The 14,372-nt window shown below is 36.2% G+C and carries 11 protein-coding genes; 5 read left to right on the top strand and 6 right to left on the bottom strand.

Features of this window, described 5'->3' with window-relative positions; genetic code table 11:
* Window positions 1-72 precede the first annotated feature (72 nt).
* Entirely contained in the window at window positions 73-984 is a 912-nt protein-coding gene (locus ACP6PK_RS24900) for a TaqI-like C-terminal specificity domain-containing protein (protein ID WP_426563585.1), read from the top strand.
* Window positions 985-1,188: 204 nt separating this feature from the next.
* A complete protein-coding gene (gene cmoB, locus ACP6PK_RS24895; RefSeq protein WP_426563583.1) occupies window positions 1,189-2,175 on the top strand; it encodes a tRNA 5-methoxyuridine(34)/uridine 5-oxyacetic acid(34) synthase CmoB in 987 nt (328 codons plus the stop codon).
* Window positions 2,176-2,474: 299 nt separating this feature from the next.
* Here the strand turns inward: cmoB and ACP6PK_RS24890 are convergent, their stop codons facing one another.
* From ACP6PK_RS24890 to ACP6PK_RS24870, 5 genes are all read right to left on the bottom strand, one after another.
* On the bottom strand, window positions 2,475-2,795 hold the full coding sequence (locus ACP6PK_RS24890; protein ID WP_293099432.1) for an antibiotic biosynthesis monooxygenase: 321 nt from the start codon (window positions 2,793-2,795) through the stop codon (window positions 2,475-2,477).
* A gap of 723 nt (window positions 2,796-3,518) precedes the next feature.
* Entirely contained in the window at window positions 3,519-5,855 is a 2,337-nt protein-coding gene (locus ACP6PK_RS24885) for a protein-arginine deiminase domain-containing protein (RefSeq protein WP_426563581.1), read from the bottom strand.
* 722 nt (window positions 5,856-6,577) lie between these two features.
* On the bottom strand, window positions 6,578-7,351 hold the full coding sequence (locus tag ACP6PK_RS24880; RefSeq protein WP_094672674.1) for a response regulator transcription factor: 774 nt from the start codon (window positions 7,349-7,351) through the stop codon (window positions 6,578-6,580).
* Between the two features lie 162 nt (window positions 7,352-7,513).
* Complete coding sequence (locus tag ACP6PK_RS24875) at window positions 7,514-7,813, bottom strand: putative quinol monooxygenase (RefSeq protein WP_426563579.1); 300 nt, start codon at window positions 7,811-7,813, stop codon at window positions 7,514-7,516.
* Between the two features lie 339 nt (window positions 7,814-8,152).
* The gene (locus ACP6PK_RS24870) at window positions 8,153-8,896 is read right to left on the bottom strand and encodes a hypothetical protein (RefSeq protein WP_426563577.1); all 744 of its coding nucleotides are present in this window, start codon (window positions 8,894-8,896) and stop codon (window positions 8,153-8,155) included.
* 72 nt (window positions 8,897-8,968) lie between these two features.
* Here ACP6PK_RS24870 and ACP6PK_RS24865 point away from each other — a divergent pair, with 72 nt between their 5' ends.
* Complete coding sequence (locus tag ACP6PK_RS24865; protein WP_094672671.1) at window positions 8,969-9,433, top strand: hypothetical protein; 465 nt, start codon at window positions 8,969-8,971, stop codon at window positions 9,431-9,433.
* Between the two features lie 662 nt (window positions 9,434-10,095).
* Here ACP6PK_RS24865 and ACP6PK_RS24860 read toward each other — a convergent pair.
* Window positions 10,096-10,584 (bottom strand): hypothetical protein, encoded by a 489-nt coding sequence (locus ACP6PK_RS24860; RefSeq protein WP_426563575.1) that lies wholly within the window; start codon window positions 10,582-10,584, stop codon window positions 10,096-10,098.
* A gap of 1,525 nt (window positions 10,585-12,109) precedes the next feature.
* Between ACP6PK_RS24860 and aroA the strand changes: the two genes are divergently transcribed.
* Complete coding sequence (aroA, locus tag ACP6PK_RS24855; RefSeq protein ID WP_426563573.1) at window positions 12,110-13,456, top strand: 3-phosphoshikimate 1-carboxyvinyltransferase; 1,347 nt, start codon at window positions 12,110-12,112, stop codon at window positions 13,454-13,456.
* 463 nt (window positions 13,457-13,919) lie between these two features.
* Entirely contained in the window at window positions 13,920-14,117 is a 198-nt protein-coding gene (locus tag ACP6PK_RS24850; RefSeq protein ID WP_426563571.1) for a hypothetical protein, read from the top strand.
* The last annotated feature ends 255 nt before the right edge of the window (window positions 14,118-14,372 follow it).

The raw sequence follows: 14,372 nt of genomic DNA, 5'->3' as shown, positions 1-14,372 counted from the left end.
AACTCTTCTAGAGTGTCAAATAAATCTAACAATCAAGATGATAGTGCTACTGTAAAAGTCTTAAATTGGGAGATGGGTAAACCTATTGATGATTTTATTAATATCTTTAATGAAGAGAGTTTTGAGATTGAACAAAAAGCACTAAAACCTGAAGGGTGGCAATTAGAAAATAATACAGTTTTACAGTTATTAGAGAAGTTGAAAAATACAGGGACGCCATTAGGAGAGTATGTTAATGGAAAGTTTTACTATGGGATTAAAACAGGGTTTAACCAAGCGTTTATTGTTGATAGGAAAACAAGAGATAGATTAATTAACAAACATCCTTCCTCGGAGGAGGTTTTGAAACCTTTTTTACGGGGTAAGGATGTTAAAAGATGGGTAGTTAATAATCCTGATTTATGGTTGATTTTTACTCGTCGGGGAATTGATATTAATCAATATCCTGCTATTTTAAATTATTTAAGTCAGTATAAAGAAAGGCTGACCCCTGGTATCAAAGGAGGAAGAAAAGCTGGAAGTTATCAGTGGTATGAAATACAAGATAATATTGCTTATTATAAAGATTTTGATACCCCTAAAATCTTATATCAAGAAATCGCAACTTATCAAGCTTTTTCTTGGGATACATCAGGGGCTTATTCTAATAATAAAACATTTCTCATACCTGATTCTAACTTATTTTTGTTAGCTTTGCTTAACTCAAAGTTAGTTTGGTTTTTCTTAGGTTATATAACTTCTAAATTACAAGGAGATGCGTTTGCTATGCAAACCCCTTATGTTTCTCAAATTCCTATCCCAAAACCGACAGACACGCATCCTGCGTGTGTTACCGAGATTGTTGATAAAATTCTTGAAATAAAACGCAAAAATCCTCAAACTGACACCACAGAATTAGAAAGAGAGATTGATGAGATAGTCTATCAATTGTATGGATTAACAGAGGAAGAGATTAAGATAATTGAAGAAAGCATTAAGCGATGATCTATAATTAAAATATCTGTTTTTCTTGACAATCTTACTAATGAAACCAACAACAATTTATTTACCAGAATAAACTGAAGCTAACCTACAAGAATTAGCCACTCAAATTTTTGTAAGGCTTCCAGCCTGTAACAAGCAGGATGCTTGTGTTACAAAAACTGTACCTCACAGAGGATGGTGAGGTAGTTATAACTAATAATTGAAATGACTATGTTTAACAAAAATATTGGCTATATTCCCCCAGATTATTTATCTCAATACAACACCCCCATCAACACAGAAGCAATATTAAAAACCCGTCAAGAAAGACAAACAAAATTATTTGAACCCTCTAATCAAAAATACTATGAAGCAACACAAACAATAGCAGATATTCAAACCAATTTTTTCGAATTTTCCAATGCAGTTATCAAAGTAGGAAACCCTAACGAACTTTCCCCAGAACAAAAACAACGGTTTCACAACTCCTTGCAAACATTTTGCCCTTGGAAAAAAGGTCCTTTTGAACTATTCGGCGTAACTATCGATGCAGAATGGCGTTCCGACTGGAAATGGGAGCGCATTTTGCCACATATTAGTTCTCTCAAAAATCGCAAAGTCGCTGACATCGGTTGCCACAACGGTTATTTTATGTTTCGGATGGCAGCTCAACAACCAGAATTAGTCATCGGTTTTGAACCCTACACCAAACATTTATGGAATTTTCAACTTATCCAAAATATCGTCAAACAAAAAATGCTGGCATTTGAACTTTTAGGAGTCGAACATATTCACTACTACCCCCAATTTTTTGACACCATTTTTTGCCTGGGTATCCTCTATCATCACACCGATCCCATTGGTTTGTTGCGCAAAATGCGAGAAGCATTAGCACCCAAAGGTGAAATTATTATTGACTGTCAAGGTATTCCCGGAGATTTACCAGTGGCGCTCACTCCCCAAAAACGTTACGCCCAAGCGCGGGGTATTTGGTTTCTTCCCACCCAGTCTTGTTTAGAAAATTGGATAGGGAGAGCAGGGTTTAGCGATATCAATTGTTTTTTTGCCGAACCTTTATCCGTTGAAGAGCAACGACGCACTAATTGGGCAAATATTGATAGTTTGTCAGAGTTTCTGCATCCTGACGATCCATCTTTGACTGTTGAAGGTTATCCTGCTCCTTGGCGTTATTATGCGATCGCGCGGAGGTAGGGGAGTGAGGGAGTGGGGGAGTGTGGGAGTAGGGGAGTAGGGGAGTGGGAAGTGTGGGAAGTGTGGGGAGGTGTGGGAAGGGTGGGGAGGTGTGGGGAGTGTGGGAAGATCAAATCTTGTCTGCTTATGCAGGTTGCTCTGAATTATGAATCAGGTGTAGGAAGTAGTCAATTCTTAAATTTTATCAAGTGCGGGCATCTTGCCCGCGACTAATTTATCTGACTGAGATGAAATTCCCTCAGAATTTAACTTCTGACTTCTGAATTCTAAATTCTAAATTCTGAATTCTAAATTCCCCCTTACTCTGGTAAAATCTCAGTAACAGTCTCATAAAAATTAGTTTCTGGTGGTTTGGCAAATAAATGGGACATTTCTGCTAATGCTGCTTTATAAGCATCACTTTGATTAGCATCCATATCTTCAACTCCTTCCCAAAAAATTACAGCAATACCTTTATCTGTTCCAGGCAACTGCAATAAATAAGCACCTTTAAAACCTTCGTTATAAGTAGCAACTGCCTTTTCATAAAGTTCTTTTGCTTCTTGAAACTTTCCTGGTTTAAATTCTCCTAGAGCAACATAAGCATATTTGTGCTTCAAAAAATCCATAAAATCTGACATTTTTTTCTCCTTTTCTACAAGTTTTAAATTGTTGGCTGTATTATGACTTATATCATGTCCGGTTAAATATTTACCATTAAGAATAAATAGAATAAATATCTAAAACATGAGATTGCTTCCTTCCACTCCGTTCCAGTCGCAATGACTTTATAGTTAGTATTTATCCAGACATAATATCTAACCATTCAGCTATTAGCAGTCAGCTTTTAACTGTTTCATAAATAATGAATATACACTCTCCTTTGTCAAGGTCAGTTTTTTTTCCAATACTTTTAATTATCCTTAAATCTATCAATACTAATTCCTGCTCAAAAGCCAATGAATTAATAGCTGACTGCTGACTGCTAACCGCTGAATGCTTACTGAAAAATACAGGTATAAAGCCTCTCCTTTTAAGGATAAAAAAAGTGCTAGGATATTTCCTTATATTCAATCCTCTCGATTTTAACCAAAGGTAATTATCAATTATCCATTATCCATTAATGAATCAAACCCTTCTTATAGCTAATTGCTAATTTCTATAGAAGCCCTAACCGTATCTCCAAAAAATAGGTAATCAGGAGAATTAATTAATACAACATGGGTAAGAATTGATTTGATGATTGGATGAGTGCCAGATATCTAATACACCCCATATCCCCATCTCTTCCCACTCCCTCACTCCCCCACTCCCCCGCTCCCCTACTCTTATAATTTTAAATAGATCCTTTCAGGGGTGATATATTATCTCAGACCTGTCACATCTAAATTTTGCACCCTAAACTCTGACATATTATCAGATAAAGATTCCCAGAAAGGATTATTTTTTCCTAAGCGAGTTGTATTCGTAGCATCATGAACATTTCCTCTTAATTGTTGATAATATCCATCATCCATAAAATTAATATTCAAACTAGAATCAGCCACCAACCTGCGGAATTTTTCCTCAGTATAATCTCTGCCATTAATTAATGCTCCTCCAGGATTTGAAACCAATAATTCTCCATTAATTACCACCGAATTAACCATATTTGGCCACCAAGAATAACCGCTATATCCAAACATAGCTGGCACTTGAATTATCTGGTCATCACTGAGATTAAATTCCTGTTTTAACTTCTCAATTAATGGGTTTAATTTTTCCCTTTGTAAATAGAGATTATGCTGAATTAACTTAGAATTTTTCAACGCAGCCCTAACTGTTGTTTGAGTGCTTAAACCACGATTTATAGCAGCTTGCCCATAGCCTTCTTCACTTAGTTCTTCTAATAATTTTACCCCCGCTTCTGGACTAACAATTAACATTAAAGGTTTGCCAAATTTACTAGGAATAAAACTGATAATTTCATCTACATGACGAATCATTAACCAAGAAGTATCAACATCCACTGGCGGACCCTGAATTCTTTGTGCTTTAATGAAGTCAATAATATCAGGATTCATACCTACTTCTCCGGCTTTACCATAATAAACTCTTCCCATAGGATATCCCGGCAAAGGTGGAGTCACTTCTAGATTTCCATAAGCATCTGCCCACCTATTTAGAGGATCTAGTTGTCTGGGTTTACCGACTTCAAACCAACCAAAATTCTCTTTGAGGAGACTTCTAGCATAGCGATCGTTCTCTCCTGGACGGTTAGCTTTGAGAGCAACATTCATATTGCGCATTTTACCTTGACTGGGAAACTGCACATAACCTATTTCTTGAGTATCTTGCATCCAGGTAGTGCCACCAGGATTAATTTTTGCTGTTGCACCTGTTTTTTCAATAATTTCTCTGATTTTATCAATAAACTCTTGATTAGCATAACCTCGTTCGCTAACGTGAAGTTCTTTAACGGCAGCAGTGTTAGGAGACATCAACCAAGGAACTACACCTATTTGAATACTATCAGAAGCAATTTGTCTACCATTTTTTTCAGCGATCGCCTTCAAATTAACTACTCCTTTCCAGTTGCGATCAGCAAATTGTTTAGCTTCTACACCTAATACTATTTTCTCCCTGGGTATTAACGCTTCAGTACCAGAAATGTCTACTGGTTGCCATCCAGATTCTGTTTTTTGAAATACATTAATATAGCTAGTAACATCTGTGTCTGTAGAAATGTATATTTGAGCATCCCTATAGTTTTCTGCCAATTGAATATTAACAATAGCTAAATCTTCTACATCACTTTCACCATTAACATCCCCATCTCGCCAGTCTGGGATTCGATCACCATTATCATCATCATTATTAAATAACATCAACGCACCTTCTGATAAAGACCATTTTTCTCTGCCTGACTTATCAGCTTCATCCACTTCCCCATCTCTGTTAGTATCACCATAAATTGTGAAACCAGGAGATAAACTATATGCAATAGGTGGATAATTTGTTGTTTTGGGAGTTGTATTATTTTCTATATTTTCTTCCCATTTTCTTGCTGCTATTACTTTTTCATAACAAGCAACTGCTAAATACCCCTGATATTCGATCATTTTTTCGATCGCCTTATCTGTCATCAATGAATCTTGAGGTATTTGACGCAAACTATCAATTGCATCTAACCATAGATTTTCTGCTTCTTGCCAAGTTTGATAATTTGCCTCTGTTTTTTTTCCTTTTGCTACCGCATTAGTTGCTATACTCAGTGCTTGCTTCCAACTTTGAGCAGCTTTTTCTTCTTTAATAATTTTTGCTTCTACACGGCGGAAGTCTTTCAGAGTTTTTTCATATTGTCGTACTTGGAATTGGTATTGCCAAGGTTCTCTTACTTCTTGGAGATTTGGCATTTTAGAGACCTTATTAAGTTCTACTTTTAGTTGGTCTCTAATCTGGTAAAGTTCTGGTAGTGAACTTACTTTTTTAGGAATTTCTATGTTGCTGTTAATCGACTTGATAGTTTCCAGCACAGAAACTTCTGAGTTTGCTTTCTTAGGAACTAAAGGTTGTGCCACTGCTTGAGGTAGAGGCACCCAAATAATTCCTACTAATGCTCCAACTGTATTGACTAGAGCTATTTTAACGTATCGCATCCAACGCATAGTATACATCCTCGATATATACTTGAGAATTTTACCTGATTTCTGCCAACTCATACCGTTTTACGGAAGTCAAAATTAACAAGTCAAAAGTCATTTCAGTTATCAGTTAACAGTTAACAGTACCTCCTACTTCAATAGGAGGCTTGAAATCTGATTTTCCTACAGGAGTCAGAAGGGAAGAGAGGAGAAACTAAAGTATAAAAAGGAGAAAGTTTTTTTGATCACGCTCTTATCCAGATACGATCGGCTGTTAAGCATTTAAAACACATCTTTGTTGTCTGCCTAGTTAAGAATACAACGTTATTACTTCTAACTTGCTAAGACACATTTAAAATGCGTCTTAGCTTACCATATAATTAAGGTTTAAAGCCTCTCATGATCAAGGAGAAACAATGAATTTATTTTCCTTTTATCAATCCTATCCGTTTTAGGGAGAGGTAATTATCAATTATCAATTATCAATTATCAATTATCAATTATCAATTATCAATTATTGAACGACCCCTGAAACCATAGCCTTGAAATACTGAAGTTAATTTTTTTCATCCCCTATCCCAGGAAAAACTATTAAGCTTATTTTTGGGTGAAAATTTCTCTTAAGTTTGGGCTGAATAGTTTTATATTAGTTTAAACCTTAATTATTAATTATTAATTATTAATTATTTATTGTATATTTCCGGTTGAGCGATCGTAATTAGAAGTTTTATAGGATATTTAATCAATATCTTTAGCTCAATTTTATTTACCTAATTATGACTTTTCAACCGGAAATTATTTTAAGGCTCTCTAACCCTATCCTGATTTGGTTTCGCCCAATTAGCTGTTTCCACATTATTAGCACTGGACCCATTACTAGGTAACTCTAAACAGTAACCAGCACCGTATACCGTTTTAATATACCGAGGATGACGAGGATCTGGTTCCATCTTCGTTCTCAGATGTCTAATATGGACTCGGATTGTCTCAATATCATCGTCTGGATCATAACCCCAGACTTCCTTAAGAATTTCACTAGGAGATACTGTCTGGCCATGGCGTTGTAACAAACAATGGAGTAACTCAAATTCTAAATGAGTTAGTTTAACTGTTTGCTCAAACCAAATAGCCTCAAACCTTTCGGGAACCAGGGTCAGAGGGCCATAGCTGAGTATTTCACTATGTTTAGCTGCTTGGGGAATTCGATCTGTGCGTCGCAGTAAAGCACGCACTCGTGCCAAAAGTTCTTCAACTTCAAATGGCTTTGTTAGATAATCATCTGCACCAGCATTGAAGCCTTCTACTTTATTTTGGGTTTGACCTAAAGCAGTTAGCATCAGTACCGGAATATCGGCTGTTCGTTCATCACGACGCAGACGTTGACATACTGTAAACCCATCTACCTTTGGTAGCATTAAATCTAACACTATCAGGTCTGGTAATAGTTGCAAAGCTAGGGCTTGCCCTTTTATACCATCTTCTGCTTGACTAACTTCATAGCCAGCCATTTCTAAGTTTACGGCAACGAGTTCTGCGATCGCAGGATCATCATCAATGACGAGTATTCGGGGCATCATTACACTTAACCTACGATTTTTTTCTTATTGTAATGTTTAATTAAGATTTTTAAGTTTTTTCCTATGTTTTTTCGTTAAATGTTAGAATCTTTTCTCAAGACATTACTCTTCTTTGCTTTTAATTGTGCTACTTCTCTCTAACACAAATTTGTTATATTGTCAAGATATTAAATGATAACGACGAATATCTGGTGGGACTGTCAGTAAGTCTTTTAGTTTTAATGATGCTGCTTCAATATGACTTGAGGCCAAATGTTTTTCTAATAGACTTTCACTCTCCCATTCCTCAACAAAAGTAAAATCTGTGGGATCGGCATTATTTTGTAATAATTCGTATTTAATACAACCTTTTTCTTGACGAGTAGGTAATACTATACTAATTAAAATTGACTTAACTGCTTCTACTTTATCTGGTAAGGCAACTATACGAGCTACTACTCTAATAGTATGGAAGGACATAATTGATTGGATTCTAGACTCAACAACTAATACAAATAATAATTTAGAGGATATTTTATGATTTTGAGGCTATAGTTCAATAATTAATAATTAATAATTAACAATTAATAATTACCTCTTCTTATCAAGAAGAAGATTAGCTAAAAGGATTTTTGGCGTTGGTGAATAAAGGTATGATATCCTATCCAGATAAGAGCGCGAACAAAAAACTTTCTCCTTCTACTACTCTTTCCTCTTCTTTCTGTCCTCCTGACTTCTGACTCCTGACTCCTAAATAATTAAGATTAATATCATATACGCGCTTCACCAACGCCTCCATCAATAGAGAGGTTTTATAACTTAATTTTTCGGTAAAAATCTTCCTTGCTCTTTTAAATATTTCCATGAAATTGATTCTGGATCTTTTTGACTACTCCACTGACTAAAATCAGGTTTTGTTTTCCGTTTACTAATAGTGCTGGCATGAACATTTAGTCGAGTTGCTAATTCTTTCTGAGTCAGAAATGTAGAAACTGCTTGATTTTTACCGTCCAATTTGTTATTTTTATGCTCAAATTTGAGGCTACAATTTACCTGGGAATACTGTGGTGAATTCCAAGGATTTGAAACTTTTTCAATAATTTCTTCTGAGCCTAATCTATTATTATATCCTAAAATTTTATCCGTAGATAATTTAAATTCCTCTTTTGCTTGACCAGCAACTAGAGACACAGCAGTAGGAAAATAGTATAATAAACCACCTTGCTCTGTAATTTCTAACTCAGCACCAAATTCTTTGGCTCTTTCATCAAGAAACTCTTGGACAACTTTTCCTGATAGTTGAGAGTTGATGGCTAAATCTAAAGCTGTAATATGTCCCTGATTTTCCTGAATTAACTTATAAAATAGAGCATTCAAGCCATCTTGTTGATGTTTCTGTTGTTCTCGATAACGCCTAAAAGTCCAAGTCAGTCCAGAAGCAATAACTATAATGGCGAATAAGCGCCAGGATAAACTTAGCATTAGCAATCCCAATCCAATAGAAATTACAATGGGAAAATTATTTGTAGAGTTAATATCAAGGTTGTTGGGTGTTTTGGACATATTTACTATTTTTGAGCCAGATTTTTGCTTGTAAGGTGTACCTCCTAGATCGATTTTGCACAATTTTAAAAGATGTTTCGTAAATTAAAAATTATTTGTGGCATTATTGTAGCCTGTTTATTGAGCGCTGGTTGTGGCCCTAGTAGAGTTGTCCAGTGTAATCAATTGATTTCTACTATTAACAAAGGTAATACTCTTATTAATTCTAAGAGTTCTTATGATGCTACAACAACCAATAAACTTGGAGAAGAATTAGAAGAAATTGCTCGGGAGTTAGAAGCTCTAGAACTTAAGGATGAAAATCTCCAGCAATTTCAAAACGACTTCTCTCAAACCTTTAAAGAACTTTCTCAAGCTTTCATTAATATGAGTCTAGGTCTTCAAACTAGCACACAAGTAGAAGCTTCATTGGAAGGTAGAAAAAAATTTAATCAGGCCAAAACTCAAGTCACCCAAGCTGGGGAACAAGCAAATAAAGTTGCGGTAAATCAAGACATCTCTCTAGAAAAGCTGATTACTTACTGCCAAGATAATTGATTACCACACTAATTGCTTAGATAAAATTAGCCTTGAGAAAGCTAAAGTAAAGTATTTAGGGTTTGCTGATTAAATATAAAAGCATTGACATATAACGGTTTGAGCTATTATAGGTCGGGAAAAAGTACCAGCTTTTCAGTTACAGCGGTTTTCATTTCAGTAGACCACAGTAGGGGCGAATGGCCATTCGCCCCTACAGGGTTTTGGTTATGACGATGTAGTTTATCCATCTGAAAAGCGCTGTAATATATAGCACTACGCGAAGCGTGAATCAGGAATAGCGGTGCGACCCCGCGTCGGCGTAAGACGCAAGCGGTCAGACCCCGCGTCGCCGACAGCTCGCTTGCGGAATGCTGACCAAGAGAGGGAACGCGCACCAAGAGAGGGAATAGGGAATAGTAAACTGTCAAAGGATTTTTCGTATAGGGAAAAGCTCCGCTAACAGTATTTAGAAATATCCGCGCTCTTTGCTTCGACTGCTATATGTGAAAAACTGAGCCTAAAATAGGGTAACGCGAGGCAGAAAAATTAAGGGACTATTTTTCTGACTATCTACTTTATAATTCCTATTCCTCCTGTACGGGCGATTGGCGAATCGCCCCTACTACTCCTCACTCCTGACTCCTCCCCTCTACTCAAAGACTTATTCAGCAAGCCCTATTTTAGTGATGAATTTCTAACTCTAGTACATAATGTCCCATGCGTAACTGTTGAGACCATAGTTCATATTCTAGGCGCAGATAATCTGGAATTGGTCTTCCCTCAACAAATAAATTACGGGTAAAGTTACGCAGTCGCAACTGATAATGTAAATTTAATGAATCATCTTGAAGCCAATAACGACAGATGCCATATACTCCTCTTTCCCACACATGGCGGTAACAATATTTACCATTTCCTTGCATGGTCATAATGATTCTAGAGGGAGAAACCTCTAGCCACAAAAGTCTTGGTTTGGGAACATCTGGCAATATGGGTAATTCCTCGATGGAGGATGCTTCTCTGCCTCTAATTGCAGGTTCATGGAGTAATATATGGAATTGGTCTCTATCTTTGTGATAAAGAGTGGCTGCAGTTTCAACCATAGACCAAATTGGCAAGTCTGTTGATATTAATGATAGACTTACAGGTTTGCGTTGATAAGTTAGCATATATTTTCTCTGATTGTGATTGTTGATTGATATAGTTATTATTTTATTGAATAAGAAATCAGGTATTAAGCCTCTCCTTTTAAGAGGATAAAAAAGGAAATTTCGGATTTTCTTGCCTCCGGTTTCAGCCAGAGGTATTAATAACTGATAACTGAAATGAAACTGGTGGTTTAAATCAAAGACTTATTGACAGGAACGAAGGAATTTAACAGGAGATTCTGCTTTCGCTAAAGCCAGGAATTAAATAGGTGAAACAAATTCTCTTTGTCTAACCCTCTACAAAAAATTTACCGAAGCTGTTTCTTCAAAGGTATTTTATACTCCGATTAATCCTCTATTCTTTATTACTTTTGTGACTGCCACATCTCTTGCCGTCTCATCATGACAGTTTCTACATTTATGTTTTTATTACTCAGTTTTCTCTTACCTATAAGACTGTTACAGTTAGGGGATTTTTGAGATGTATAATTATTGTCAAATTTGGCATAATATTTACCTCATTTCTACCATACATAAGGTAATATTTTGTTAATAAACTGACTTCTGCAACTTTCTAAAGACTCTGTTCTCAGAAAACCTTTAGATTAGGATATTAACTTTAATTTCCTCAAGTAAAGTATGAACAACTAAGGTGCAAAAAAGACCATATATGATTCATTATAAATTATCAAAGAATACATTCAGGTTATCCACATGGTAGTTACAGAAATAAAGACTATAAACAATTATTTTATTCTGAACTTCTGACTCCTTAATTCGATCGAGGTATTGGCTCTTGCCATCAATCCTGAATTTCCATACATTTGTATCGTACCACATATATATACTTAGGTACAAGAAATAGTTATTTACAAAACTAGATTAAAATTTATGTATTTTTAACCTTGCCTATTACTAAATTCTAGTAAATGTATTGAGTTTAGTTGCATTTTTTTTGCTTTTGTTTCAAGTTTTTAACTAAATAGAGCTGCGAATCAAGTCTTATACTAAATCTGATTTATAGAGTATCCTTTGATCCAGATGCAGAAATAGACTGTAGGATACCTACGGAGAGGACTTAACGTTAATATAGTATCAAATATCTTGATCTTTAGTAACCAGATTTTGTATCAACTGTTGCCTCTTACCTCTCCTCACCAAAAAACTTTTCAGCAGACCCTAAAAAGTTCTGCTTAAAGCAGAAAAAATAGACTAATTTAGTGTATAATAGTTTCTAATTTCGTTATAGTTTTTCCAACGCAAAATGAATGGGCACCATTCCTGTGGAAAAGAAGACCAAAGCAAAGCTGCAATAGAAAAGATATTTTTTGGGATTTAATTCCCTGCTGCGGTTATGGGATAGATGACTTTAAGAAATAAGTATTTTCAGTCTTTTCTCAAAAGTTACCAGTTGCAGAAAAATATTCACTACCCTCCTCGCACTCTTAGTAGTTATTTAGTAGATTACTTCAGTTGAAATTGCCTACTGTACTAACTACCCACACTCTATATAATATTATCGCTGTGCAAAATTATAGTTACTTTTATGATAGCTGCCGTCGTTAGTACAAAAATTACAAATAGTCAGGAAACTTTGATAATTCAAAGACCAAATAATGGTCTATCTCTCAAAGGTAATATTTCAATTCCTGGAGATAAATCAATTTCTCATCGCGCTCTGATGCTAGGAGCGATCGCTCAAGGGCAAACTAATATTCAAGGTTTACTTCTAGGAGAAGATCCCCGTAGCACTGCTAGATGTTTTTCACTTCTTGGAGCTAATATTTCTCAACTCAATACAGAGTTAGTAGAAGTTCATGGGGTGGGGGTAGATAATCTGAAAGAACCATCTCGTGTTTTAGACTGTGGTAATTCTGGGACTACAATGCGACTAATGTTAGGTATTTTGGCATCCCATCCCGAACATTTCTTTGCTGTTACAGGAGATAGCTCCTTAGTACAACGCCCAATGTCCCGTGTTATTCAGCCACTCACACAAATGGGCGCTCAAATTTGGGGTAGAAAAGGGAACAGCTTGGCCCCTCTGGCCATTCAGGGACAAAAGTTACGACCAATCCATTATCATTCTCCCATTGCTTCAGCACAGGTGAAATCTTGTATTTTATTTGCTGGTTTAATGGCAGAGGGAAAAACTACGGTAACTGAACCTGCTCTGTCGCGAGACCATAGTGAAAGAATGTTAAAAGCTTTTGGAGCGGAAATTCAAGTTGACCCAGAAACAAATAGTGTGACGGTGACAGGTCCAGCTAAACTTAAAGGCCAAGATGTGGTTGTGCCTGGTGATATTAGTTCCGCAGCTTTTTGGTTAGTAGCAGCAGCTATTGTACCTGGGTCAGAACTGGTAATTGAAAATGTTGGTGTTAATCCTACCCGTACAGGTATCTTGGAAGTATTGGAAAAAATGGAGGGTAATATTATACAGGAAAATCAGCGAGTTGTAGCAGGAGAACCTGTAGCAGATTTACGGGTACGTTATAGTCCATTGAAAGCTTGTGAAATTTCCGGTTCTATAATTCCCAGATTAATTGATGAAATTCCGATTTTAGCTGTAGCTGCGATGTTTGCTGAAGGGACAACAGTCATTCGAGATGCTGCTGAGTTGCGCGTTAAAGAGAGCGATCGCCTAGCAGTTATGGCCACTCAACTCCAAAAACTGGGGGCCAGAGTTACAGAACTACCTGATGGTTTGGAAATTACTGGTGGTATTTCTATAACTGGTACCGATGTTGAAAGTGATGGGGATCATCGAATAGCTATGAGTTTAGCGATCGCTGCATTGAATGCTACTGGAACTACCAACATTCATCAGGCTGAAGCTGCCAGTATTTCTTACCCAAATTTTGCCAAGACTCTACAACAAATCTGTACTTAAGAATTTAGAATTGAGATTTGAGAACAGGAGTTACGGCAAGGTACTATATATAGAGTGTAAAAACTATAACGTTCGAGTTTATGGCGCTATATACATTGTCTGGTGGGTGAGTCCTAGAGAATTCTGAATCCTCAATTGAGATTTCAGAACAGGATTTACGGCAAGGTACTATATATAGAGTGTAAAAACTATAACGTTCGAGTTTATGGCTCTATATACATTGTCTGGTGCGTGAGTCCTAGAGATTTGAGAATTCTAAATTCTCAATTGAGATTTAAGAATTGGTAAATTTACCTTTAATTCTAAATTCTACATTTTAAATTCTCCCAGGACTTACGCATTTTTCAGTCTTAAACACTATGTATCTATAACGTTATAGTTTTTGAGCGCTATATATAGTGTCTTTGCGTAATTCCTGTCTCAATTCAAATTATTTAGGGCTTGCTGATTAAATATAAAAGCATTGAATGATAAAGGTTGGAGCAATTTTCTATCTGGAAAAAGTACCAGCTTTTTGCTTGATCAAGCGGAAAAAGTGAGCATTTTGGGTAGATTATGGCAGAAAAATCACTCTTATACCAATTTCATAAAATATTGCTACAGTCATGGCACAGGCAACAGCTCATCTGGCAACAGCTCATCTGGCAAAGAAAAAAAATAATAAAAAAGAGGAAAAAAGGTTTAATTTTTAGAATTTATGGGATTTATCAAGCTTTTTATTCTAGGAATAAATCACAACTTAAGATGTAACTGCCTTTTTTGAATTTGGTATTACTATTCTTCCTCCTGTCTCCTCTATAATTCCCACTTCTCTTGACTTCCCCTCCTGGCTCGCCTCCTGGGAGGGGTGGGGGTGGGTGGGGTTAGGGGTGGGTTGACTCCTACCCTTACCCATAAGACTTTTGAGCGCAAACCC

This window comes from Dapis hubbardiae BLCC-M172, assembly GCF_050016015.1.
Classification (GTDB): domain Bacteria; phylum Cyanobacteriota; class Cyanobacteriia; order Cyanobacteriales; family Microcoleaceae; genus Trichodesmium.
The sequence above is the reverse complement of the archived record's forward strand: the minus strand, read 5'-3'. Positions and strand labels throughout refer to the sequence as shown.